The sequence below is a fragment of the Bradyrhizobium australafricanum genome (assembly GCF_020329495.1).
GTDB lineage: Bacteria > Pseudomonadota > Alphaproteobacteria > Rhizobiales > Xanthobacteraceae > Bradyrhizobium > Bradyrhizobium australafricanum.
The window spans coordinates 1-25,417 of the sequence record NZ_JAGKJL010000004.1 but is presented as its reverse complement, the minus strand read 5'-3'; the positions used below and the strand labels follow the sequence as shown (position 1 = coordinate 25,417).

15 protein-coding genes and 1 pseudogene are annotated in these 25,417 nt (G+C 62.5%); 7 read left to right on the top strand and 9 right to left on the bottom strand.

All coding sequences use genetic code 11. The annotated features are described in order from the left end of the window. Positions 1-50: 50 nt before the first annotated feature. A complete protein-coding gene (locus J6525_RS05490) occupies positions 51-989 on the bottom strand; it encodes a class I SAM-dependent methyltransferase (RefSeq protein ID WP_225642630.1) in 939 nt (312 codons plus the stop codon). Between the two features lie 788 nt (positions 990-1,777). After that, positions 1,778-2,764, bottom strand: coding sequence for a transporter substrate-binding domain-containing protein (locus tag J6525_RS05485; RefSeq protein WP_225642628.1), 987 nt, complete (start codon positions 2,762-2,764; stop codon positions 1,778-1,780). A 1,674-nt stretch (positions 2,765-4,438) separates the two neighbouring features. Between J6525_RS05485 and J6525_RS05480 the strand changes: the two genes are divergently transcribed. The 3 genes from J6525_RS05480 to J6525_RS05470 are packed head-to-tail and all read left to right on the top strand — an operon-like array spanning position 4,439 to position 13,601. Continuing rightward, positions 4,439-8,326, top strand: coding sequence for an AAA family ATPase (locus J6525_RS05480; protein ID WP_312009740.1), 3,888 nt, complete (start codon positions 4,439-4,441; stop codon positions 8,324-8,326). Beyond that, on the top strand, positions 8,323-10,533 hold the full coding sequence (locus tag J6525_RS05475; RefSeq protein ID WP_225642625.1) for an NAD(P)-binding protein: 2,211 nt from the start codon (positions 8,323-8,325) through the stop codon (positions 10,531-10,533). Before J6525_RS05480 ends, J6525_RS05475 begins: the two co-directional genes overlap by 4 nt. Positions 10,534-10,544: 11 nt before the next feature. Then, positions 10,545-13,601 carry an NAD(P)-binding protein gene (locus J6525_RS05470; RefSeq protein WP_225642623.1) on the top strand — a complete coding sequence of 1,019 codons (3,057 nt, stop codon included), beginning with the start codon at positions 10,545-10,547 and terminating at the stop codon, positions 13,599-13,601. 561 nt (positions 13,602-14,162) lie between these two features. Here J6525_RS05470 and J6525_RS05465 read toward each other — a convergent pair. The 7 genes from J6525_RS05465 to J6525_RS05435 form a co-directional block, all read right to left on the bottom strand. Further along, positions 14,163-15,047 carry an urease accessory protein UreD gene (locus J6525_RS05465; RefSeq protein ID WP_225158791.1) on the bottom strand — a complete coding sequence of 295 codons (885 nt, stop codon included), beginning with the start codon at positions 15,045-15,047 and terminating at the stop codon, positions 14,163-14,165. Then, positions 14,977-15,630, bottom strand: coding sequence for an urease accessory protein UreG (gene ureG / locus J6525_RS05460; RefSeq protein WP_225158837.1), 654 nt, complete (start codon positions 15,628-15,630; stop codon positions 14,977-14,979). The genes J6525_RS05465 and ureG overlap by 71 nt, the downstream gene beginning before the upstream one ends. 4 nt (positions 15,631-15,634) lie before the next feature. Then, a complete protein-coding gene (gene ureC / locus J6525_RS05455; protein WP_225158792.1) occupies positions 15,635-17,344 on the bottom strand; it encodes an urease subunit alpha in 1,710 nt (569 codons plus the stop codon). Positions 17,345-17,376: 32 nt separating this feature from the next. After that, positions 17,377-18,072, bottom strand: a complete 696-nt coding sequence (locus tag J6525_RS05450; RefSeq protein ID WP_225642621.1) for an urease subunit gamma — start codon at positions 18,070-18,072, stop codon at positions 17,377-17,379. An 11-nt stretch (positions 18,073-18,083) separates the two neighbouring features. After that, positions 18,084-18,734: an urease accessory protein UreF gene (locus J6525_RS05445; RefSeq protein WP_225642620.1), complete on the bottom strand. Its 651-nt coding sequence runs from the start codon at positions 18,732-18,734 to the stop codon at positions 18,084-18,086. 23 nt (positions 18,735-18,757) lie between these two features. Further along, the gene (gene ureE, locus J6525_RS05440; protein ID WP_225642928.1) at positions 18,758-19,282 is read right to left on the bottom strand and encodes an urease accessory protein UreE; all 525 of its coding nucleotides are present in this window, start codon (positions 19,280-19,282) and stop codon (positions 18,758-18,760) included. A 361-nt stretch (positions 19,283-19,643) separates the two neighbouring features. Then, positions 19,644-20,582, bottom strand: a complete 939-nt coding sequence (locus J6525_RS05435) for a GlxA family transcriptional regulator (RefSeq protein WP_225158795.1) — start codon at positions 20,580-20,582, stop codon at positions 19,644-19,646. A gap of 106 nt (positions 20,583-20,688) precedes the next feature. On the opposite strand from J6525_RS05435, the gene J6525_RS05430 reads away from it, so the two are divergent. The 4 genes and pseudogenes from J6525_RS05430 to J6525_RS05415 form a co-directional block, all read left to right on the top strand. Further along, a complete protein-coding gene (locus J6525_RS05430; RefSeq protein ID WP_225642618.1) occupies positions 20,689-21,939 on the top strand; it encodes a sarcosine oxidase subunit beta family protein in 1,251 nt (416 codons plus the stop codon). A gap of 21 nt (positions 21,940-21,960) precedes the next feature. Next, on the top strand, positions 21,961-22,215 hold the full coding sequence (locus tag J6525_RS05425) for a sarcosine oxidase subunit delta (protein WP_225642616.1): 255 nt from the start codon (positions 21,961-21,963) through the stop codon (positions 22,213-22,215). A 2-nt stretch (positions 22,216-22,217) separates the two neighbouring features. Next, positions 22,218-25,202: a sarcosine oxidase subunit alpha family protein gene (locus J6525_RS05420; protein ID WP_225642614.1), complete on the top strand. Its 2,985-nt coding sequence runs from the start codon at positions 22,218-22,220 to the stop codon at positions 25,200-25,202. Then, positions 25,195-25,417, top strand: a pseudogene (locus J6525_RS05415) (sarcosine oxidase subunit gamma); the annotation flags it as partial. The gene J6525_RS05420 and the pseudogene J6525_RS05415, both read left to right, overlap by 8 nt.

Genomic DNA, 25,417 nt, shown 5'->3' with positions numbered 1-25,417 from the left:
TGCGCAGGTCCCTGGGTCACACCCACGCCCATCTTCGGAAGGCGAGCCCGTCACGGCTCCAACGCGACCTGCAGGCCGTCGTCACCCTCAACATGGACATAACGCGGTCCGATCGGACGCCCCCTGCCGCTGGCAACAGTGACAATGTCTTCCAGGGGAGCGGCGCGCGCATCCGCCTCAGGGCGGGACAACATCAGGTCGGCGTGAAACAGCCCTTCCGACTCAAGACCGGTGGCATCGATGCCAAGAGCCGCCAGGCTGGCCAAGCAGCTTTCAAACTCTTCAGCATCGCGAAAACGACGCTGGATGAAAGTCGCGCCGGCAAGACGCTCCGTCACAAGGCCACGCTTCGCGAACGTCGCGGCTAGAGAATCGAACGGGAACATTCGTAGCACGAACGAAATGATCCATGGACGCTTCTCCGTCACATCGAGAATCTTGCTGAACGTCTTCTCGGTGACGTAGCCGATGCACCCCGTCGACATGATGACATCCGCGGATCGGATAAGATGCGCGCTGTCGGTCGAGAGCGCCTCCGTTTCAAGATCTGCGACAATGCCCTGCTCAAGCAGACCAACACCCGTTGCATACCTTATCGCCGGCGCCGATACATCGAGACCGATAAATCGCGCGAGACCGACGTCCGGCCAAGCCGCATAAAAATAGCGATCGAGACGCACCAATGTCTCAGAACCGATCGCCCTCATCTCGCGCCGGGCGTAGCGATGGCGCAAGCCCCCGAAAGTCAGTGGAAACCGATGCACCGCTGCGTTGATTCCGTATGAACAGCCAACATCAAGCACGGTCGGCTTGACGCCGGTTTCCGAAACCTTCGCTGCCAGAATTTGGCGCACAACCGGCTCGGCCACGTCCGGGATCATGTAATCCAAATCTCCCAGGACAGAGAAATATGCCCTGGGATCATCCAGGGCATAAATATCATCGAAGACGGCCTTGGACTGATTGATGCGCGAAAAATGTGTTTGCAACCCGGTCTCCTATTTCAACTTGCAAGCCACTCGACGGCTGCTGCGTTCAAGTGCTTGATGCCCTATTGCAGAGATTGATCGACGCACAAACCCATTGCGCTTTTTTTCAACCTCGCTTCGTGGAACTGCGCTGCGCACTGATGTGCGCGCGCGTGTAACGCGGCCTCCTTTTCGAGACCATCGCCTGTTGGGGCGGCTTGATGTGCGGTCAGGATGATGTCGAAAATGCCAGTCGCTCCGGCAGAGAAAAGGATCAACTCTAGTGCTGCACGAATCAAAGCGTGCGGGCAGCCGGCCCCGATAGTCGACAATGCTGGTCAGGCACGGACGCGACGGTTGGGAAATCACGCTCACGTTGCGTGCCCGGTGGCGCCAGTCGCGGCACCGAAGAACATCTCGCAGAAGCATGGAACGCACTCGCGCCAGCACAGTTGCCGACAACAGGTTGAGACCGCGCCAATAGGAAGGCCGCTCAGATGGGAATGATTGGCCCGCGTAGTTGGCCGATGGATCGAACTCGGCCTACGGACAAGGCGCGCTGGAGCAGTTCCTCGGCAACGGCAACTCACGCACGTGGTTTGGGGGCCATGTTAGAAAATGCGCCAAGCCGCCACGCCGAGGATGAACCAAGCTTGAAGCTGATTTGGTGGAACAGCAACTCGCGCATACGCACAGGGCTATTGACGGTTTGCATCGCTCGCGAGGCCGATGTTCGGAACTTTGTCGGTTCCGCTGCAACGATGAGGCCCTGACAGCACTGAACGCACCGGGCTCCTCGCACGGTATCGTCAGCGAGATTGAGCGTTTCCAAGCGTCTCGAACACCGTCTGCTGCCACCAATCACCTTCGATTTGATCGAGTACGGCGAGATCGAGCATCGGCCGCAAGGCGCTGTCTTTGGGCAGTACGATCGCATAGCTCTCGCTGCTGAAGCTGGTATCGACGACGCGAGCCGAGGCCGAGAAGTCGCTGCGAACCATCCAGGTCAGCAACGGCTTGTCATGAACAAAGGCATCGATTGTCCCACGCCCCAGCGCGGAGAGGCCGCCTTGGATGTCCGGAAACGTTCGAAACGAAAGCCGCTGACGAGCGAGGTAGTCGGTCGTCGCGGAGTTCGCGACCGCGCCGACGCGCACGGAACGCAGGTCGTTGAAGCCGTGAACGGCGCCCTCGAGCCCTCTGCGCGTCAGGGTGGAGGTGATACCGGCGGTGAACACCGCAATCGCGATCACGGAAGCGATCATCCATCCCATTGCCACGATCCTGCCGGGGAGTGTTGTCGGCGCATTCTGAGCGGCCCCGGCTTGCGTCATGGCGATGGTCGACCACCAGAAGCTGGAGCCGAGTCCCTTGGCGCCGCCACCGAAGTGCTCCGTTTTGCGCCGTTCCAGCATCCAGATCAGGAATCCGACCGCCATTGCGAAACCAAGCAGCACCGCGACCGCCTGGAAGAATCCGAACGAGAGAAGCGCCCGTCCGATCGCGACCCAGGGGTTTTCGGTGACCGGCACCGCAACGCCGAGTCCGGTGTTGTAAAACGGCTGTGTAAAATCGACCTTGCGCGCACGCTCGGCAGTCACTGTAACCGCCGCGACGCCAACGTCGAATCTGCCGTTTGCGACGCCGTCCAGCAAATCCGGCACGCTCTGGGTTTCGACCAGGCGAAAACGTAGGTGTGCCTGATCGGCGATCCTTTTCCAGAGCGCGATGCTCATACCGCTCCAACTCCCATCCGGCTGCTTGATGGCAAATGGAGGGGCCTGCTTGGTCGCCACGACTAATTCCTTGTCAGGGGCCGCGGCACCTTGGGCGTGAAGGACGCCGCAGCCGAACGCGGCCACCGCCAGCGCCAAGATGCATAACCAGACCGGTCGAATCGACGTCCGCTTGCGTTGTGAGATTGGATCTCCCCGCCTGGCGCTGTGGGCAGCCATCTCACACGACACCCCTCCCAAGTCACGGTCGTGCAGAGCTGACGGGAAAGCCTCGAATGAACTCATTGCTCACCTCGATGCATACCGGGATTGCCGGCCGGAGCTTCGCTACTCTCTTGGCAGCATTCGTCACACGCCTGTCCGTCAAAACAATGGCGAAGGAGTCTTCGGCCATGTCCGGAGGGCCAACTAACCTCAGGTTGAATTCCACAACGCAGACGCTCGATTGTCGACGTTGCGAGTGACGGCATCGCTTCTCTCGATTCAACAAAATCGCAAGCATCGGCATGAGCTGCGAGGCAACGACAAATGACACCATAACGCTCAGAATACGAGAGTTTCGGCACCATCGAGGCGTTCGCGAAGACACCTGATGGCGTGCGCACGGTCTTTACGAAGAATGGAGCCCGGTTGGATGCTGAAGCCTCGCTTGCGGTTTTGGCAGTGGGTTCGGTCGCAGACACGAAGCGGCTGAACGTCGCGGTTGAGCCTACCCCACCTACAGAGGGATCTTGGCCCGGGCTGCGGTGATGGCGGCAGGACAGCTCGGCTTGAGCATAGACTGGCAAGCGCACCGGTTCGAGATTGTAGCGCCTGCGCCCCGCCAGTCGGGAGAGGTCGGGGAGCGTCGGTGACCTTCCCGGGTCGCCCGTCGCAAGGGCGATTTCCGCAAATTTCGGCAAGTATCGAGACGTTCGAACGGCCCAAGGAGACGGGCTAGCAGTCCCGACCAGTAAGCCGATCCTGGTCAACCCACAGCACTGAAAACCACCCAATCCCTGCAGTCCGGCAGCCCCCCGCGACGGGCAGAACGGCTAGTCCGTTTTGTTCGCGCTGATACCCCCTTTCAGCGACGAACACGGTAGCCACCGCAACGAAAACGCTAGGCAATGGCGGCATTGGCGGGGTTATCAAGTCCATGCCATTGAATTTGCTTGGGATATCCCTCCTGCCGGGATCGCCCCGTCATTTCCCGGCCCAGTGTTTTCAATAGGTTGAGCCTCAATTTGGAAGTCGAGCTTGTTCAGAAGGCGCAGCCTCATGAAGACTGGAACGAAAGCAAAGCGTCGAAAGCCAAGAGAGCCAGTGACGGTCCTTTGGCGCGCGTTCGCGCCGCGTCATGCGCACGGCTCGGCCGGCCCGTCATGTGCACGTCGACATGCGTGTGAGTGACAAGGTCATCGCCTGTGGTCGCGTTCTTTCCGGATCACGAACGGACCCGAAGTTTGACGATCATTGTGAGCCACCCCACAGCCCGCATGCCGCCGAGGTGATAAAAGGCATTTTAGACATTGGACAAGACCGCTGACGGTCTCCGGCGGTCCGAGAACCGCAGGTTTGTTGATTTTCTCTCCAAGACAGGGTTCCATTCCGGCTCCATTGAGCCGAGGTCGTGCAATGCCTGCCGGAGCTGTCGCGAGGGAGCAAGCCGCCCACACGCCAAAATGGGTGAATGCACGCCTCCGGTCTCAGGAGTGGTCAAACAACCCTCGCGCGGACGCCCGGACCGCGGCAGTGCTGCTTATCGACATTGCCGGCTTCACAGCGAAGACCGACCGCGCTGCCGGCGACGGCGCTGAAAGCCTTACCTACTTCATCAACGATTGCTTTGCGATACTGGCCGACGTGATTGATTCCGAGGGAGGCGACATCGTCGCTTTCGCCGGTGACGCCATTCTCGCGATTTGGGTCGATCCGGACGCCGCCGTCGCTACCGCGCAGGCCGTGCACTGCGGCCTTGCGCTGCGACAGGCCATGACCGCCGGGCCGGGCCGAGAAGCGATCAGTGCGCGTACGGCGGTGGAAACCGGCGAAGTGTTCTTCTGCAGGCTCGGCGGCTGGCAGGACAAATGGCACTATGTTGCAGCCGGAGAACCCTTTTACAGCATCGGCCTCGCCTATCAGAAGGCCGCGATCGGCGACATCGCGTTGTGTGCAAACGCCGCGCGGCTGTTGACGGGCTCGTGCGAACTCGAGCCCATGCCCTATGGAGCACGGCTCCTTGGAATGAACTCGCCTGATGCCGTCGCACCGATAGACCGCACCACCTTCGGAAGCCACACGGACAAGGCCGATGCCAGCGACTGGGTCGGCGAGTTTCGCACGCTCACAGTGGCGCGGGTCGGCCTCCCCGATTTCAATTTCGATGATGATTTCTTGACGAGACTGCAGGCCTTCGTCGTTGACGTCCAGCAAATCGCCGAACGGCTCGAGGGAACCGTTCATCAGGTCCTGATGGACGACAAGGGCCTGACTCTTACGCTCGTCTTCGGATTGGCTCCGCTTGCCCACGAAGACGATCCCTTCAGGGCAGTCGAGGCGTGTCTGCGCCTCCGTCGCCAGCTGGAAGCGAAGGCCATTCCGATTTCTGTCGGCCTGGCGACGGGCCGCCTGTTCTGCAGCAATTATGGCGGCCTCCATCAAAGGACATTCGGGATTTTTGGGCAGGCCATCAATGTGGCCGCGCATTTCGCCGAGGCCGCACAGGGCGACGTCGTCTGCGACGCCACGACGGCCCAAGCCGTCGGGCGCAGGATCGTGTTCAACCTGCTGCCACATCTCCAGGTCAAGGGGACGGGCGCATCGATGTTGGCGTTCAGTCCCGCGGCAGTGACCGACGATTTCCATGCTCCACCCCGGCGCACCATCATCGACCGCGTCAGCGAAACCGCGATGCTCAGGAGCTGTCTCGACGGTCTGAAGACGGGAACCGGTAAGCTCGTCCTCATTGCAGGCGAAGCCGGCATCGGAAAATCGCGCCTGCTCGAAGACTTCATCGGATCGGCGCAGGCCGACAATCACGCCGTCCTGGTTGCAAATGCCACGGCGATCGAACGATCGACGCCCTATTTCGTGTGGCGCGCCGTATTGCGGCAGATCTTGCAGTTTGAAGGACCGGGCGACGGACCGCGGGTTCGACGCGAATTGTCGGAAGCGCTGCTCGAAAACGAGTCGCTGCTGAATTGGCTTCCGCTGCTCGAAGAAGTCATTCCACTCGGATTTTCCGAATTCGCCTTCACCGAACAGATCGTCGGCTCGGCTCGCGCGAGCGCGATCGAAGAACTCGTGATCTTCATCCTGCGCCGATCGAGCGTTCGCATCCTCCTGATGGAGGACGTCCACTGGTTCGACGGCCCCTCGATCGAACTGCTTGGCGCCGTCGCGCGCCGGCTTTCGGACTTCCTGATCGTGGTTACTCAGCGGACCCAGACGACAGCGATCGCAGAGCAGCGTCTTGCCGTCGAACTCGCCTCATCGCTGCAGCTGCGGCTCGACCGGCTGTCGCGCGACGACGTGCGGCGGCTGGTGAAGCGGCGCCTGAGATCGTCCGAGGTTCCGCCGGAACTGGTGCGATATGTCTACGGTCATGCCAGTGGAAATCCGTTCTTCAGCGAGGAGCTCGCGCTCGCGCTCAGGGACACTGGAAAGATTCAGGTTACGCGGGGGATATGCTCGTTCGATGAACAGAGCCTTGCCGATTCCAGTATCTCGCTCTCGACCAGCGTCGAACGCGCAATCGTCAGCCGGATCGACCTGCTATCGCTCGACGACCAGCTGGTGCTCAAGGCCGCCAGCGCAGTCGGCGACGCCTTCTCCTCCGAGCTGCTGGATCAAATCGTCCCGGAGTTGTCCGCTGCCACCAAGGCGGAATGCATCCGCCGATTGATCGAATTTGACTTCCTGCAACTCGATCGCGATACGCGGCCACTTTCCTTTGTGTTTAGGCACTCCATAACGATGGAGGTTGCCTATCATGTCTTGTCTTTTGCGCAGCGAAAAACCCTCCATCGGCGGATTGCCAGCTTCATCGAGCAGCATCACGCCGAGGAGCTGCAACCGAATTATGCGCGCCTGGCAAGGCATCTCGAGCTTGGCGGCGAGCCGTTGCGGGCGATCACTTACCTCGAGCTTGCGGCGCAACAGTCGCGCAACAACTCGGCAAATCGCGAAGCGATCCGTTACGTGGAGAAGCTATTCGATCTCACGCAGCGCGAAGCAATCCAGATCGGACGCAGCCGCAAGGCGGCTTGGGAGGTCATCCTCGGTGACGCTTGTCACGAATTGTCGGACTACGAGAGCTCCGCCAACCACTACCACCGCGCGATGGAGTTGCTTGGTCATCGTCTTCCGGCGAGCAAGACCGAACGAATCGGCGCGCTTGTTCGCAACGCCGCAACCCAGTTGAGGTTACGGTATACTTCGTCGAAACAAGTGGCCCTGGCTGAGCAGGACAGGTCCGACATGCAGCGCGTCGCTCATATGCACGAATTTCTGTCGGAACAGTATTTCTACCAGAATGACTCGCTGGCCGTGCTCAACGGAACCCTGGCCTCGTTGAACCTGGCCGAAAAATGCGGCGCGACCCCGGAGACGATTCGAGGATACAGCGCGCTGGCGCTCGGAATGGGGATGTCCGGCATGGTGGGGATCGGTCGCAGCTACGCAGCGCGCGCGATCCAACTTGCGGAAGGTTACGGCTCGCTGCCCGAGATCGCGCGGGTCCGACTCGTGCTCGGCGTTCTCTCTTATGGCCTCGCCGAATGGGACAATGCCGAGGCGCATGGCGAACATGCAAGACGTTGTTACGAGCGCCTGGGAGACCGAAAGCGTGCGCAGAACAGCGAGACGATGTTGATCTTCATCGCGCTGTTGCGGGGATATATTTCGCTCGCCGACGAGCGGCTTGCCAGGCTGTTCGCGGAACTCTCCGACGATTCCCCGCCGCAGATCCGCGCTTGGAGTCTTTCCTTACGGGCATTGATCGACATCACCCGGGGCGGGGCCGATACCGGATGCCTCGACAAACTGAAAGCGCTGGCGGGCCAGCGGTTGATCCGCACCGAACAATTGCTTTGCACCGGCGTGGCCGCGGCCGGCTACCTCGAGCGCGGCGAGGCCGCGGTCGCCCTGGAGCTTGCGGAACGGGGACTTCCGATCTTGCGCGAATGCGGCGTTGTGTGGGGCGGATATGCCTTCGGGCCGGCAGGAATCGCCGATGTCTTACTGAGCCATTGGGAGCAAGCTTCCGGCGCAGTCTCTTCGAACATTCAAAGCCAGGCGAAGCTGGCGTGCCGGGAGCTTTCCCGGCTGGCTCGAACATCGCCGATCTGCCGTCTCTACAGTCTGTTAATGAACGGCCGATTGTGCTTCCTGACCGGTCAACCGGCGCGGGCGCTCGAGAATTGGAAGCGCGCCGCCGAAGTGGCCGAGCTGCTGCAAACCCCCCGCGAGCAGGCGCAGGCGATCTATCGAATCGGCCTTGCGACCAGCGCGAGCGATCCTGAGCGTGAGTCTCGCCTGCGGCAGGCGGCCGACATCTTTGAACGCCTCGGCGCCGCCAAGGAGCTCGCCGAACTGAAACGTGTCCATCCATCGCCGTCGTCGCAATGGAGACAGGCTTGAGCCAGCGCCGCATCATCATCGTGGGCGGCGGAATGGCGGGACTTTCCGCCGCCTATCAGCTCAGCCTTACATCGGAATTGCGCAAGCAATATCACGTCACGGTCTATCAGCTGGGATGGCGGCTCGGAGGCAAGTGCGCCAGCGGGCGCGATGCGCAGGGCCGCAACATCGAGCATGGCCTGCATATCTGGTTCGGCCACTACCTGAACGCTTTCCAGATGTTGGCTGAGGTTTACCGAAACTTGCCGCGGAAGGGAGCGAAAGTCGATTTGAACACCTTGATTCTCCCACAGGCTTACACGCCGATCGGCGATCCCGATGGGGCCAAGCCGACCGTGTATGACGTCAACTTCCCGACATCGAAGAAAGTCGGTATACCCGGCAGAGAACCGGCTGACCTCAGCATCGCCAATTGTCTGTCGCACGCGATAGGGCTGTTGATCGACTTCCACGACTATGCGCTTGGGTCAGACTCGCCGATCGTCAAGCTCGACGAAGTTTCGATCGAAACGATAAAAATGCGCGACGACCCGCGGTTTCCCCCCTCAAGACTACTCGGTGTGGTGACGGCAAGGACCTGTCTGGAGATTGCCTCGGCATGGCTGTTGCATCTCGACGAAGACGTGATCTCGTTTGGCCCCGCGGACATGGAATTAGTCCGCCGGGTGCTTCAGGGCGCTGCTGGCGCCAGTTGTCATATGACCTTTGCGAATACCGCAGCCGGTCACTTGTTCGACCAGGCCTTGCGACTAGCGTGGCCGCTGGTGGACGGCATTTTCGACGACATCGTGATTGAGCAACGATCCATCCAGCAGATGGACGGCGAGGACTTTCGCCGCTGGTTGGTTCGTCATGGCGCCGAGCCCTTACTGGTCAAGCAGTCGCCAATGGTGAGAGCGCTCTACGACACGATGTTTCAGTATCCGGACGGAGACATCGCCAACGCGAGCTACGGCGCAGGAACCGCGGTCCAGGTCCTGCTTCGAGCACTCGGAACCTATCAGGGAGCCGTGGCGTGGGAGCTGCAGGCCGGTGCGGGCGAAGTGATTGTCGCTCCCCTGTTCGAGATACTCAAGCAGCGAGACGTCGAGTTTCGGTTCTTTCACAAACTGACCGATATCAGGGTCTCGTCGGATGGGCGATCCGTCGATTCACTGCACTTTGACGTGCAGGCGATACCGAAGTCCGGCTATGAATGGACCGTGCCGATTGGCGATGGACTGTCCGGCTGGAGCAGCCAACCCGACTGGCTTCACCTCGACGTGCCCCCGAACGGCTGCGTTGATTTTGAATCGTTCTGGTGCAACGAGCGGGTCGGCACCGACGTAAAGACACGAGTCGACGATTTCGACGATGTCGTCCTGGCGATACCGCTCGGCGCTTTCAAGAAGTTCACGGGCAACAAGAGTGTCGAGCGACCGCCCGGACCAGGCCTATCTGGCATTGAAGCGAAGCACGAGCCGTTCGACGACCTTTACAACTACAGCACCGGCTTCTGGAATATGGCGGCAAAGCTTCGCCTGGTGCCCAGCATCGCAGTTCAGCTCTGGAGCACGCGCTCGCTTGCCGGCCTCGGCTGGTCCGGACAAAAGCCCGCGCTGGTGTCAGGCCCCAATCCTCTCGACATCTGGGCGGACATGTTCCAGCTCCTGCGGTATGAGCGCCGCGACCCTCCCTACTCGCTTCACTACCTCTGTGACGTCTTCCCTTCGAAATTGTACGCAGCGCCGCGGACAAGCCGGCATGCCCAGGAGATGGCAAATCTGCTCGCCTATCTCAAGACGTTGGATTGGCTCGAGCACAAGGCCAAATTCATCTGGCCGAAGGTGATGACGAATGGTGCGTTTGACTGGACCGTGCTTTACGACGATCAGGATCGCCACGGCTATCGCCGGATCAGGGCTCAGCACGTCAAAGCCAATATCAGTCCCTGGGACTGCTGTGTCGCGACGGCGGCCGGCACCAGCGCCTGGCGCCTGAAGACCGACGAGTCCGGCTTCAAGCACCTGTACCTCGCCGGAACCTGGATCGACACCGGCTTCAACACCGAATGCGTTGAAACAGCCGTGATCTCGGGAATGCAGGCGGCGCGCGCGATCACCGGCGCAGAGCTCGAAATTCCCGGCGAGCGTTTCCTTCACGCTACCCGACAATATGTGTCTCTCTGTGATGTTATGCGCAGCTGCGCGCCCGCTCCCGCTGAATGAGGATCGGCCGCATGGCGCTCAGAAAGATTGCAATCCTGGGAGGCGGTGTCGCGGCGCTCAGCGCGGCGTTCGAGCTGACGGAGCAAGATCCGCAGCATCAACTGTTCGACATTACCGTCTACACGATCGGCTGGCGGCTTGGCGGCAAGGGAGCGGTCGGCCGCGACAAGGAGAAAGGATATCGCGCCGAAGAACACGGACTTCATGTCTGGACCGGTTTCTACGATAACGCATTCGAACTGGTCGACCGGCTTTATGCCGCGATGAACGATCTCGATCTCAGCCCGCCGTTCGGATCACGCGAGAACGCCTTCGAGGGCCTCGATCGATCCGTGCTCATGGAGCCGTTCAATTCCGGTTGGACTTCATGGACTATAGACATTCCACCCCATGAAGGAATTCCGGGCACACCGCGTCCCGCAGTCTCGCTCGTCGATTTTCTGCGCTCACTGCTCGAATGCTCGGTGCAGCAGAGCCAGTCGATCGCTGGTTTCACCGACCAATGGCCGGCGGGGACCCAGCACTCCGCCGTGGCGGCCGGAACAACCGACGGTCCGTTCAGAACGGCGCGGGCGAAGATCGATATCCTGCCGCAGGATCCCAGGGCGGTCAGCCCGAGTGACGCCGCCGAACTACAGACGATACTAGGGCATGCGCGGACTCAGCTCTGCGACAAGCCGGCGTCAGCCGCCATGTCTCGCGACCCGCGCGAGATCGTGGCAGAGGTCGCGCTGACGATCGCGATCGGTATGTTGAGCGACGGCGTGCTGTGGCAGGGCTTCGACTGCATCGACCATCAGGAGTGGACCGATTGGATGAGGTCGAACGGTTGCTCGGATTCGACGCTGGATTCCGCTATCGTCCGTGGCTGCTATGATTATGTGTTCGGGTTCTTCGGTACCCGCCACACGCATGAATACGGGAATGTCATTCCCTGCAGGAATGTGGCGGCAGGCACCGGCACCCGCATCCTGTTGAAGCTGCTCTTCACATATCGCGGGTCGTTCTTCTACCTTCTCAAGGCGACCATGGGCGAGCTGCTGTTCGCTCCGCTCTACCAGGTCCTCACGAAACGCCATGTCAAATTCGAATTCTTTACCAAGGTCGAGCACATCGGACTGTCTCAAGACAAAGCTTCGATCGAGTTCATCGACACCACCGTGCAGGCGACCACCCACTCCGGCAATTCTTACGATCCGCTGATCTGGATCGGCGCAGATGGCACAATCCCGAGCTGGCCTTCCCATCCAGACTACTCTCAGCTGGTCCAAGGACAGGCTCTGCGGGACCAAAGAATAGACCTGGAATCGGCGTGGACGAAGTGGCCTGGCGTCGCCCCCCGGAAGCTGCTGCGAGGGAGGGATTTCGACGATGTCGTGCTCGGCATCGGCATCGGCGCATTTTGCACGATATGCAGCGACCTGATCTGCCACACGCCCGGCTGGCGAGAGATGGTCGATGCCATCAAGACGACGGCGACGGTAGCCTTTCAAGCATGGACAAACGTCGGCATGCGAGAGCTCGGTTGCAAGCAGGATCGAACGGCTCTTTCGGGATTCGTATTGCCGCTCGATACCTGGGCCGACCTCAGCCTGATGTTGCCACTGGAAAAATGGCCTCAACCGCCTCCCAAGGGGTTGGCATATTTCGTTGGCTCCCTGGTCGACGATCCCCTGCATCCGCCGCCCCCGTTCTGCAAACACAGCTATCCGGCCAGGATGCTCGCGCGGCAAAGGCGAAGGATGCTGCACTGGGTCGAGAGCAACCTTCACTTCCTATGGCCCGGAATTGAAGGCCCCGGCCATGCCATTCGTTGGGAGCGATTCTTCGACTATCGTGCTTATTCCCCCCCGACTCGAAGGCGGTTCTTCGCGCAATATCCGCGGGTGAACATCAATCCCTCGGACCGATATGTGCTATCGGTTCCCGGCAGCGTGTTCAAACGCATGGAGGCCGGCAAGTCGGGGGTCGACAATCTCTTTCTCGCCGGCGACTGGGTTCGTACCGGTATTAATGCGGGTTGTATTGAAGCATCGGTCATGGCGGGCCGCGCCGCGGCAGCCGCAATTGCAGGAGTAGATATTGCCATGCCAAACGCCAACGACTTCAACGACGTTTCGCTGCCAACCGCCTTGTTGCCGGCATTGGACCTGTTGCGCAAGCTTGCCACTAACGCCGTCGCCGGTACCGGCGAAATCGAGGCGTTTTGCGTCGTCCAACAACGGCCGCGCTGCGAACTCGAGAAGATGCTACCCGATGGGCTGACACTCCTCGAACCTCCAGCGCCCCACAGCACGATCAAGACAGCGCATCACGGCGCGGCGTCCGATGCAGAGGGCAAGACGGAAAAGACACCGGAGATTATTCCCGAGCCACCGCATCATGTCGTCCTGATCTTTGCCCGGCAACGCAACGTGCGTCCAGGACCACTACCCTTCGGCGGCGCGCACTACCTCGAAATCGCCCAGCTGATTCCCGACGTTATCCATAAGAACGCACCTTCATTGCAGAACGTCCTGTTCAGCTACATGCCGCAATTGTTCGTGAGCTCGCTGGCAGCCACGTTGATCGGCCAGAATTTTTACGGCTTCAACAAACAGGTCGCACGAATCCAGGATGATAATGACTCCTTCTCCATGCGAAGCTCATCCGGCACCATAAGAACCTGGTTCGAGCGCGACGGCGTGCCCGGTGGCATCGACAGCTATCTCGCCATCAAGCAACTCCGCGACAAACTGGATCAGCCTCTGGTGGGCGTCCAGCCGGATGGCAATTTCATCTACTCGATGCTGAAATACGGTCTTGGCGGTGCGGTCGTTCAACCCATCAAAGGCAAGATCGCGCTATCCTCGCCTTTCGCCCATAAGGCAGAGGAGATCGAACTCGCACCGATCTCAAAGCCGCCGCAAAAGGACGACTCTTGGGGATTCCGGTTCATCGCGCCTTGGACGCTCAGCCTGCCCTTCAACTTTCCGGCGGGGCAGCCGAGTTCGAGCGCAAGAAATCTGGCGAGGGCCACCGGCGAGTACAGCACGGCATTGCTGGGCCGTATCTTGATACGACGCTGACGGCCTGGAAGCTTGGCGCCACTAATTCGCTCAATGGTCGCCAAGGCACCGCACTCGTACGAAGCTCTTAGAATGACGACCGCCATCAAAACGGCGAGAGTCGAGCATGAGGATGCAGCGGCTCCGACCCGACAGCTGAACACCAGGCAGCCTTTCACTCGCTACTCGTGCCTTGGCCGCAGAGCGCGCCGGCCCCCGAGCTGGCGGACCGCGTGGAAAGCACCATCCCTTTGGAGGCTGGATAAGGCGGTGAACCGCGACGGTATGAAATGCCGCATGGTAGCGGGGGAGCGCTACATCGCGAGACCCACTATGTGTGAAGCGCTGTTTTATTATCGGAGGACATCCTAACTCGGAACGTCGGTTCTAGACAGCCCGCCAGAGGCCGCCGTTCGTGCGCGATCTGTCGCCGGCTGAACGGTTGACGAGCAGATTCGACTCGCGAAGGCCCAACCACCGGTATCTGCATTCGCGTCCTGTGGACCCGCGGCTGCAACGATCGGCTGAAGCGCGAACATGAGGCTTGACCTCGATCAATTTTCAGGGCCACTGCGATCCTTGTCATTTCCTCCGTCGCGCGGCTTCTACGCCCAGCGCCGCGCGGGCGGCGACTTGAAACAAAGCTTCGATTCCGCGCGTCAGGACTCCGCCATCGGGCGCAAGCATGCGCACCACAAGCCCGGCCTGGTTCGGTGCCTCCGATGCGCCCGCAAGACAGCCGCATTCGTCCGCAGCCTGGGTCAACGCCAAGATGCCGGGCAGTTTGTCTCGTGGTGCCACGAGCAAGGCGCTTGCGGCTGCCGCCATGGTCCCCAACGCGCCGTTTCGCAGCTGCCCGCCGGCGAGACGCCCGCGATCCAGCAGCAGGAGTCTGCCGTCCGGCCGCATCACGCGCTGCTGGGTGACATATTCGGCAAAGCCATGTCCGGAGCATCGCGGATCGTGCACCGCGAGGCCATCGACCAGCAGCAGCACGGCATCCTCCCCGACCACGGCGGTGGCGTCGAGCGCAAGGTTTGCGCCGGGAAACAGCACATAGGGGTCGCTTGATATGGCGCAGAACGCCCGCGGGCCCACACGGATGCGCAACTGCTGCATCGACCGGTCCCCTCGTCCGTGATGTACGACGGTAGCCGCCTGTGTCGTGAGATGGAATGCAGCTTCCGTGCCGACATCAACATCCAGCGCCAGACGATCGCCCGCATAGAGCCCGCCGGATGCTGACTGGATGTAGAGCGTCAAAAGATCGGGCCGCGCGGCGTCGAGATAGAAGCCTCGCGTCACGTGCAACGGATAACCAACATGCTGACGGCGCAGGATGGTCCGACCGCCGGCCCGCTCCGCCGCCACATGAGCCTCCGCGACGCGGCCGGTATCAAATGCGGAAGAGGACAGAGGCAGAGATTGCATCCGCGACCTCCTCGACGCCCAGCCCGCCACGCACATTGGTCGGAATCACGGCGCGACCGCCGCGCACCGCTCTTGCCTCTTCCAGCATGCGATCGATATTGACGCCGACATAGGGCGCCAGATCGACCTTGTTGACGATGAGAAGGTCGCAGCGCAACAGGCCCGGCCCCTTCTTCCGCGGGATGTCGTCTCCGCCCGCCACGTCGATGACGAAAATCCACCAGTCGACCAGATCGAGCGAGAAGGTCGAGGCGAGATTGTCGCCGCCCGACTCGAATAGAATCAGCTCGATACCCGGAAAGCGGTCTTCAAGATCGTCGCCGGCAGCGATGTTCAGGGTCGGATCCTCACGGATCACGGTGTGCGGGCAGGCCCCCGCCTCGACCGCGGTGACGCGGGCCGGATCGATCAGGCCGGAGCGCCGCAGCCGCTCGGCGTCTTCCTTAGTGACGAGATCGTTGGTTACGACCGCGAAATCGATGCCGCGCTGTTGCAGCACGGGGATCAACGCCTCAATCAGCGCGGTCTTGCCGGAGCCGACCGGACCACCGATGCCGACGCGCGCGGCACCCGGGCCGGAACGGCCTGCCTGCACATTTAAGCCGACCTGGTCGCGCATCATCTCACCTCAACATGTAGCGCCGCGCCAACGGCAGTTCACGCGCCGGCTCGCAGGTCGCCAGCACGCCATCAACGAAGACCTCGAAGGTTTCAGGATCGACCGACACCTTGGGACAGGCGTCGTTCCAGAGCATGTCGCGCTTGCTGAGCTTGCGCGTGTTGCCGACCGGCAGCAGCGTCTTCGAAAGTCCAAGTGCGCCTCCGAGATCGCGCTCCAGCGCCAGCGGGTGCACGAAGCAGGCGGACAGGGCGGCCGGCGCACGACCGAATGCGCCCCATTGCGGCCGCATCAGCATGGGCTCGCAGGTCATCAGCGACGCCGCGCTGTCGCCCATGGCGCCCCATGCGATGAAGCCGCCCTTGATGACCAGCTCCGGCTTGATGCCGAAGAATGCAGGACGCCACACCACAATGTCGGCGAGCTTGCCGGCCTCCAGCGAGCCCACGTGGTCGGAAATGCCGAAGGTCCTTGCAGCATTGATGGTGTATTTGGCGATATAGCGGCGGATCCGGGCATTGTCGCCAAAGCCCGGCCGTTCCTCGGGCAACGGGCCTCGCTGATCCTTCATCTTGGAAGCAAGTTGCCATGTCCGGCAAATCACCTCATGGATGCGGCCCATACCCTGACTATCGGAACCCAGCATGGAGATCGCACCGATGTCATGCAGCACGTCTTCCGCAGCGATGGTCTGGGCCCTGATCCTGCTCTCGGCGAAGGCGACATCCTCGGGAATGGCCGGATTGAGGTGATGACACACCATGGTCATGTCGAGATGTTCGTCGAACGTATTGACCGTGTAGGGGTTGGTCGGATTGGTCGACGACGGCAGACAGTGCATCTCGCCGGCAACGCGAATGATATCGGGTGCGTGGCCACCGCCCGCACCTTCCGTGTGATACATGTGAATGGTGCGGCCGCCGATCGCTTCGAGCGTGTTCTCGACAAAACCGGATTCGTTGAGCGTGTCGGTGTGGATCTGCACCTGGAAATCATAGTCGTCCGCGACGCGCAGGCAGGTATCGATCGCGGCCGGCATCGAGCCCCAGTCCTCGTGCAGCTTGAGGCCCATGACGCCGGTCTCGAGCTGCTCGACCATCGGTGGGACGCGATGCGAATTGCCGCGGCCGAGGAAGCCGAAATTCATCGGCCAGGCCTCAGCGGCTTGCAGCATCTTCCCGGTATTGAACGGCCCCGAAGAGTCGATGCCGACGGTAATGGGGCCAAGTGATCCCCCGATCATCGTCGTGATGCCGCTGGCAAGCGCGTGCTCGACGAGGCCGGCGCTGTCGAAATGGACGTGAACGTCGATTGCACCGGGAGTCGCCAACAGCCCCTCGCAATCGCGGACGGTTGTGCCGGTCGAGACGATCAGATGCGGATCGACGCCGTCCATGATCGCCGGATTGCCGGCCTTGCCGATACCCACGATCCGTCCGTTGCGGATACCGAGATCTCCCTTCACGATGCCGATGACGGGATCGATGACGGTGACGTTGCACAGCAGGAAATCGAGCGCCCCCTCGGCGCTGGTGATGCCGGCCATGCCGATCCCGTCACGCAGCGTCTTGCCGCCGCCATGCAGGCATTCGTCGCCATACACCGCATGATCCTTCTCGACCACGGCGAGAAGCGAGGTGTCGCCAAGACGCACGGAATCGCCGGTAGTCGGTCCATAGAGAGCGGCGTAGTCCCGCCGATCGATCCTGGTCACGTGAGTCCCCTCAGTTCAATGGTGCCTGCCAACTACGCCCCGCGAAAATCGCGCGACCTGGCGCGCGCCAAGGCTGCATCGCGCACGGCCGGATCGCTGCCCTGGCCGTTGGTTAGGTTGTTGAGGCCAGTGAGTTCCTTCTGCCCGCCGAACTCCACCAGCGAGATTTCCTTGGATCCGCCCGGCTCGAACCGCACCGCCGTCCCGGCCGGAATATCGAGGCGCATGTTGAACGCGGCGGAGCGGTCAAATTCGAGCGCCTTGTTGACCTCGAAGAAATGGAAATGCGAGCCGATCTGGATCGGCCGGTCTCCGGTGTTGACCGCGGTCAACGTGACTTTGCGCCGGCCGGCATTGAGCTCGATCGAGCCGTCCAGTGCCTGCACCTTGCCGAGATGCTCGGGATCGGCTTCGGCGCCCGGACCAGGGCGGATCGGCTCGTGGACGGTGACCAGCTTGGTTCCGTCCGGAAAGACGCACTCGACCTGAATGATGTCCATCATCGAGGCTATGCCGGGCAGCACGTCGGCCGTAGTCAGGATCGTCGAGCCGAAGCCGATCAGGTCGGCCACCGAGCGGCCATCCCGCGCACCCTCGAGTATCTCGTCGGTGATGATGGCTACCGCCTCCGGATAGTTGAGCTTCAGCCCACGCTCGCGGCGGCGCCGCGCCAGCCCGGCGGCGCCGAAGATCGTCAGTCGTTCAAGCTCGGTTGGGGTCAATAACATGCCGTATCACCTCAATTGGCAAACAGTCTGAGATCGGCCTGCTCGTGCCGCGCGGACGCGACATCGAGGAACGGGAGAAAGCTTTCCATCTCAGCATCGATCGGCACCGGCTGCACCACGAACTGCTGGATCAGCGGCAGGCAATCCCGCAGGATCGCCTGTCCTTGCAGCACGCCTATTGCGCCGAGACGTATAGCAGCCGTGATGAGACCGGAGACCGCCGCGTAGCCGCTGGTCAGCTGGGCGAGTTCCTCGTCGAGCCCGACCGTAGACCAGACCGCTCCCTGCATGACGGCGATGTGGCCGAGACATTCGCCGCGACGCACGGCGTCCCGCAGACTGACCGCAGACTCATTGCCGAGCCGCGCATGCGTGGCGAGGAACGAGGCGCCGTTGCGCCGCGACCCCCGACGCAAGGCGCTGAACAGCGTCGATGCCTCGACCTCGCGATCGATGCCGGCGATCGCCGCGAGGTCGGCGCCGGCGCGAAACGCGCGCAGAAGCGCGATACGGTCAAACGTCGCCCAACGGTGCCGGATGATTGCGTGCATCAGCTGTGCAAATTCGACCTGCTGCATTCCCTGCCGCAGCGCGATCGCGCCCTCCAGTCCGTAGGAGAATGCAAACGATCCGCTGGGAAAGGCTCCGTCAGCCTGCCACATTGCGCGAAGCGTCGATAGCATGGCTACTGGCCGTGACCAGGAGAGTGGGAGTGGGCGTGCCCGTGCTCCGCGAAGGGCGCAGCTTCATGATCGACGGCTTGCTCAATCACGCCGGCCCCGACGCGGTCGGACTCGATCAGCCCCTCGAGCCTTGCGAGGTAGTCTTCCGGCCGGCCTTCGAGGGCTACCAGCAGGACCTGACCCTCGAAGCGAACGCGCCAGTGCAGATTGCCGACCTGATAGCCGAGCTCGATCGCGTCGCTCAGACAGCGCGGTTCCAGTCGCAGCCAGCGCTCGGTGGCCGCCCGCACCACGATGGCCCGCTCCTCCTCCAGCAGGAGAACCGCACCATCGAACAGCCTTTGATGCCGTGGCAGCGCGATCGCGAGCTCTTCGCCGCCGCGCGTGGTGATCAGCAGCCTGCGTCGCGCCAGATCGACCACCGGGACATGCACGACATCGACCGCACCACGATGGTCCAGCCTGTGCAGCTGCTCGGAGAGTTTGGGCTCCACCCGGCTCCCCAACACGCACTCGATACGCAGCATCGACTTATTCTCCGAAAATTGTCCGCCTACCCGTTTCGCCGTGGTGGAAGAGGCAACCGTGATCGGATGCGGGAAAAGCATCGAACGCCTCTCCTTGTGCCAAGATCGTGCCAACGCACTCCTCGCCGTTCACGCCAACGCGCCAGCAGCCCGAATCGTCATCCGAGCCAGCCATATTCTTGTACTTGGCCCAGGGTCTCTCTCGATGCGCCGAGCCTAGTGGGTTCAGTGGTGACGTTGAGAAGCCGTGCGGCTCCGCGACATCTGCACAATGGAGCGGCAGCCCTGCCAGATATTTCGGCGGCAGCATGGGCGCGAACGGCAGCACATGCGATCTCGGCTCAGAATGGACGCCACGCCATCATTCGACGAGACGCTCCTGGCGCGGAGAAAGTCCGAATTGCCCCCGGTACGCCCGTGAAAAATTTGCCGGTGTTCCATAGCCGGTGGCCGCCGCGATTTCACCGATCGGCATCGACGTCTGTCTCAGCAACAGCCGGGCGCGCTCGAGCCGCATTTGCGCATAACGCCGCGTGATCGTCGTGCGCAGATATTTGGCGAACAGCCGCTCGAGCTGTCGCACCGAAACTCCAGCGTGCCGAGCCAACTGACGGGAAGTCAGCGGGGCCTCGACATTGCCTTCCATTCGGGACAGCGCAATGATCAGCTTTGGATGATGCACCCCGAAGCGATCGGTAGGTGAAAGGCGTTGCGCCACTTCGCCGCGACGGACTTCCGTCTGCAGAAACCAGTCGCTAACGTCGGCCGCCACTCGCGCTCCGTGATCAATACGGATCAGCGCGTGCATCATGTCCAATGCCGCTATACCACCCGCGCAGGTAAACCGGTCGCGATCGATCTCGAACAGCGCCTGGCTGAGATGCAGGAAAGGGAATTTCTCTGTGAACGCCGGAATGTGCTCCCAGTGTAGCGTGCATCGGTAGCCCTCCAGCACGCCTGCCTGGGCAAGCAGGAACGGACCCGCCGACACTCCTCCCAATCGCACACCATGCCGGGCAACCTTGCGCAGGAACGCCATCGTCCCTGGATGACGGAAGCTCTGCGGATTGCCTCCGGCGCAGACGATGATCGTATCCAACCGCCCGATGTCGACGATACTCGCGTCCGCCTGAATGCGCACGCCGTTGGAAGCGACGACCTCGTGTCCCTCAATCGAAATATGGCGCCAACGATACAGAACGCGTCCGGTCAGAACATTGGCGGCACGAAGCGGCTCGATCGCCGACGCATAGGACATCAGCGCGAACCCCGGGATGAGCAGGAAGCCGACGCGGCTCATCCGAGGTTTGTCGCTGTGGGATAATTTTCCGTCGTTTCTTGCCATGCAGGTCCGTGCTTATCAGGACATGCTTCGGCTCACAAGCTTGCCTTCGGTGTTGCGGCCTATGCGATACTCTTTCCTCACCCTCGCCCGCCAGGCGCTGCGCGGCCATCGCGACTGGCAGCCGGCATGGCGCGATGCCGAGCCGCGGCCAAGCTACGACATCGTCATCGTCGGCGGCGGCGGCCACGGTCTCGCAACGGCCTATTATCTTGCAAAAAAGCACGGCATGCGGAACGTCGCGGTGCTGGAAAAGGGCTGGATCGGCTCCGGCAACGCCGGACGCAACACCACCATCATCCGCTCCAACTACCTGCTTCCCGGCAACGAGCCGTTCTACGAATGGTCGATGAAACTATGGGAAGGGCTTGAGCAGGAACTGAACTACAACGCCATGGTGAGCCAGCGCGGCGTGCTCAACGTGTTTCACTCCGACGGACAACGCGATGCCTTCGCGCGCCGAGGCAACGCCATGCGGCTGGCAGGAGCCGACGCCGAGTTGCTCGGCGCGGACGCGGTTCGCCGCATTCTGCCATTTGCCGATTTCGACAATGCCCGCTTTCCGATCAAGGGCGGCTTGCTGCAGCGTCGCGGCGGCACCGCCCGTCACGACGCCGTGGTGTGGGGCTACGCACGCGGTGCGAGCGATCTCGGTGTCGACATCGTTCAGAATTGCGAGGTTACCGGCTTCCTGCGTGAGGGCGATCGTGTGGTCGCCGTCGAGACCACGCGTGGCACCATTCATGCCGGAAAGGTCGGACTGGCGGTAGCCGGCAGCAGCTCGCGGGTCGCAAAGATGCTTGGGCTCAAGCTGCCGATCGAGAGCCATCTGATCCAGGCCTTCGTGTCCGAAGCCATCAAGCCGCTGATCCCCTGTGTCGTCACCTTCGGCGCCGGTCACTTCTACATCAGCCAGTCCGACAAGGGCGGCCTCGTGTTCGGCGGAGACATCGACGGCTACAACTCCTATGCCCAGCGCGGCAACCTGCCCGTTGTCGAGGACGTCTGCGAAGGCGGCATGGCGTTGATGCCGATCATCGGACGCGTCCGCATCCTGCGTAATTGGGCCGGCCTGCTCGACATGTCGATGGACGGCTCGCCGATCATCGACCGCACGCCGCTGGACGGGCTCTATCTGAATTCCGGCTGGTGCTATGGCGGCTTCAAGGCGACGCCCGCCTCGGGCTGGTGCTTCGCGCATCTGCTCGCACGCGGCGAGCATCATGAGGTCGCGTCCGCCTACCGGCTGGACCGCTTCAAGACCGGCCACCTGATCGACGAAAAGGGCCAGGGTGCCCAACCCAACCTCCATTGAGATCGCGACGAGCACCCCAAGATGCGCATCCGATGTCCTTATTGCGGCGAGCGCGACCTCAGCGAGTATGTCTATCACGGCGATCCGACTCCGCGCCCGGATCCCGCGGCGCCCGACGCGCAGCAGAGGTTCTATGAGGCGGTCTACCTCCGCGACAATCCTGCCGGCCCGCATGAGGAGCTCTGGTACCACGCCAATGGGTGCAGGAGCTGGCTGCGCGTGAGGCGCGACACGCGCACACACGACATTCTCGGCACGGCATTCGCGGGCTCCTGATCATGGTCAATCCTGCTGGGCCACACAGGCTTGCGACAGGCGGACAGATCGATCGCGCAACGCGCCTGCGATTCTTCTTCGATGGAGTGTCCTATTCAGGCTTCCCGGGCGATACCCTTGCCGCGGCGCTGCTTGCGAACGGGGCCAGGCTGGTCGGCCGCTCGTTCAAATATCACCGGCCGCGCGGCATCCTGACCGCCGGCTCGGAAGAGCCCAACGCCCTCGTCGAACTGCGGCGCGATGCGCGACGTGAGCCGAACACGCGCGCCACCACAATCGAACTGTTCGATGGGCTCGAGGCGCGCAGCCAGAACCGCTGGCCGTCGCTGAAGCTCGACGTCGGCGCACTCGGCTCCCTGCTCTCACCTCTGTTCGTCGCCGGCTTCTACTACAAGACCTTCATGTGGCCGGCCTCCTTCTGGGAGAAGGTCTATGAGCCAGCGATCCGCCGTGCGGCAGGCCTCGGACGCGCCAGCGGCGAGGCCGACCCTGACGGATATGAAAAGATACACGCGTTCTGCGATCTTCTTGTCATCGGCAGCGGCGCGGCGGGTCTCGCCGCAGCCCTGGCGGCCGGCCGGGCCGGCGCACGCGTCATTCTGTGCGAGGAGGACTTCGTGTTCGGCGGACGGCTCAATGCCGATACGTGCGAGGTCGATTCCCTTGCCGGCGCGACCTGGGCCGGGCAGGCCGTCGCCGAGCTGCAGGCCTTGTCAAACGTTCGCATGCTGCGCCGGACCACCGTGTTTGGTGTCTACGATGGCGGCACCTACGGCGTGGTCGAGCGGGTGTCCGATCATCTGCTGGTACCTGCCCCGCAGCAGCCGCGCCAACGGCTCTGGAAGATCGTCGCCAGGCGCAGCGTGCTCGCCGCCGGCGCGATCGAGCGGCCGATCGTGTTCGGCGGCAACGACCGTCCCGGTGTCATGATGGCATCGGCCGTACGGACCTATCTGAACCGGTTCGCGGTTGCGCCCGGCCGTCGCGCGGCCGTGTTCGCGAGCTGCGACGATGCGTGGTCCACCGCCTTCGACCTTGCGCGGCACCGGATCGAGGTCGCAGCCATCCTCGACGCACGGCCGCAGGTCGATCCGGCCCTCGCCGACCGTGCGAAAGAGTTGGGAATTTCGGCAATCGCAGGCGCGCAGGTGATCGATACGCGCGGCCGCCACCGGCTGAAGACCATCGTATTCCGGGACGCCAGCAAGCGCGTCAGCGAACTGGAGGTGGACCTGCTGGCCGTCTCCGGCGGCTGGAATGCGAATCTGGCGCTGGCGACCCAAATGGGGAACCGTCCGGAATGGTCCGATAAGGTCGCAACTTTCATTCCCGGCAAGGCGCCGCCTGGCATGGCGGTGGTCGGCGCCGCCGCCGGCCGTTTCACACTGTCGAACGCCCTGCGTGATGGCATGGCGGCCGGAGCGCAAGCGGCGGAGACCATGGGCTTCGCCGCCAAAGCGATAGCTGTTCCTCGAGCCGGTGACGAGTTCGACGGCGTCACGCCGCTCTGGCACGTCGGCGCCTCGCGTTCGAAGTCGTTCGTCGATTTCCAGAACGACGTCACCAGCAACGACGTCGCGCTCGCGGCGCGCGAAGGCTTCAGGTCCGTCGAACTGCTCAAGCGCTACACCACGCTCGGCATGGCAACCGACCAGGGCAAAACCTCGAACCTGAACGGCCACGCCATGATGGCCGAGCTGACCGGCAAGGCCATCAGCGATGTCGGCACCACCATGTTGCGTCCGCCTTATTCGCCGGTCGCGATCGCAACCTTCGCCGGCCGCCATCGCAGCAAAGAGTTTCGCCCGACCCGTCTGACGGCCGGACATGGCTGGGCCGACGAAAACGGCGCCACCTTCGTCGAGGCCGGACAATGGCTGCGCGCGCAATGGTTCGCGCAACCCGGCGAGACGGACTGGCTGGCGACGGTGAGCCGCGAGGTGCGCGAGACACGCGAGCGGGTCGGTGTCTGCGACGTCTCCACGCTCGGCAAGATCGACGTCCAGGGCAGCGATGCCGGGGTATTTCTCGACCGCGTCTATGCCAACACCTTCTCGACGCTGCCGGTCGGCAAGGTGCGCTACGGCCTGATGTTGCGCGAAGACGGCATCGTGATGGACGACGGCACCAGCGCACGATTTGCGCCCGATCACTACATGATGTCCACCACGACGGCGAACGCCGGCAAGGTCATGCAGCATCTCGAGCACGCCCGCCAGGTGCTGTGGCCGGAGCTCGACGTTCAGCTCACGTCGGTCACGGAGCAGTGGTCGCAATATTCGATCGCCGGTCCACGCTCACGCAATCTCCTGGCACGCCTGCTCTGCGGCGCCTACGACGTATCGGACGCGGCGCTGCCCTATCTGGGTTGCGCCGAGTTCACCTGGCGCGGCGTATCGGCACGCATTTATCGCGTCTCGTTTTCCGGAGAGCTCGCCTACGAGCTCGCCGTGCCGGCGACGTTCGGTGACGCGGTGATCCGGGCAATTATGGATGCCGGAGCCGGATACGGCGTGGTCCCCTACGGCACCGAAGCACTCGGCGTCATGCGCATCGAGAAGGGACATGTCGCCGGCAACGAGCTCAACGGCACAACGACCGCAGCGGACCTCGGCCTCGGCCGCATGATGTCGCAGAAGAAGGACTTCATTGGACGGGTTCTGGCGCAGCGTCCTGGCCTGACCGCCGCCGACCGGCCGGCCCTGATCGGCATCAGACCCGTCGATCGCGGCGAACGGCTCCGCGCCGGCGCGCACTTCCTCGCGCCGGGTGCTGCGGCGACCATGAAGCACGACGAAGGATACGTCACCTCCGTCGCCTTCTCGCCGATGCTCGGACACTGGATCGGACTCGGTTTGCTCAAGCACGGCCCGTCCCGCCACGGCCAGCACGTGCGCGCCTATGATCCGGTCCGGAACGGCGACACCCTGGTCGAGGTGGTGCCGCCGGTCTTCTTCGACCCCGAAGGAAAAAATCTCCATGGCTGAGCTGTCGCGGACATCCGCCTTATCTTCAGTCCCGCGCGGCGCGCCAGGCGGCGGGGTGACAATCACGGAGCGTCGCGGTCTCGCGCTCATGACCATGCAGGCCCGCCGGCGACAGGAGCAAGCGCTGCGCTCGCGCATCGCACAGTCCTGCCAGACGGATCTGCCCGAGCGCCCTGCCTTCGTGACAGGACGCGACATCGCATTCGTCGGCCTCG

Coding starts and splice junctions, on each gene's coding strand:
- J6525_RS05470 (WP_225642623.1), top strand. CDS start 10,545: ATGGCGCTCAGAAAGATTGCAATCCTGGGAGGCGGTGTCGCGGCGCTC.
- J6525_RS05465 (WP_225158791.1), bottom strand. CDS start 15,047: ATGTGCGTGGCGGGCTGGGCGTCGAGGAGGTCGCGGATGCAATCTCTG.
- ureG (WP_225158837.1), bottom strand. CDS start 15,630: ATGCGCGACCAGGTCGGCTTAAATGTGCAGGCAGGCCGTTCCGGCCCG.
- J6525_RS05450 (WP_225642621.1), bottom strand. CDS start 18,072: ATGTTATTGACCCCAACCGAGCTTGAACGACTGACGATCTTCGGCGCC.
- J6525_RS05445 (WP_225642620.1), bottom strand. CDS start 18,734: ATGTGGCAGGCTGACGGAGCCTTTCCCAGCGGATCGTTTGCATTCTCC.
- ureE (WP_225642928.1), bottom strand. CDS start 19,282: ATGCTGCGTATCGAGTGCGTGTTGGGGAGCCGGGTGGAGCCCAAACTC.
- J6525_RS05435 (WP_225158795.1), bottom strand. CDS start 20,582: ATGAGCCGCGTCGGCTTCCTGCTCATCCCGGGGTTCGCGCTGATGTCC.
- J6525_RS05430 (WP_225642618.1), top strand. CDS start 20,689: ATGCGATACTCTTTCCTCACCCTCGCCCGCCAGGCGCTGCGCGGCCAT.
- J6525_RS05425 (WP_225642616.1), top strand. CDS start 21,961: ATGCGCATCCGATGTCCTTATTGCGGCGAGCGCGACCTCAGCGAGTAT.
- J6525_RS05420 (WP_225642614.1), top strand. CDS start 22,218: ATGGTCAATCCTGCTGGGCCACACAGGCTTGCGACAGGCGGACAGATC.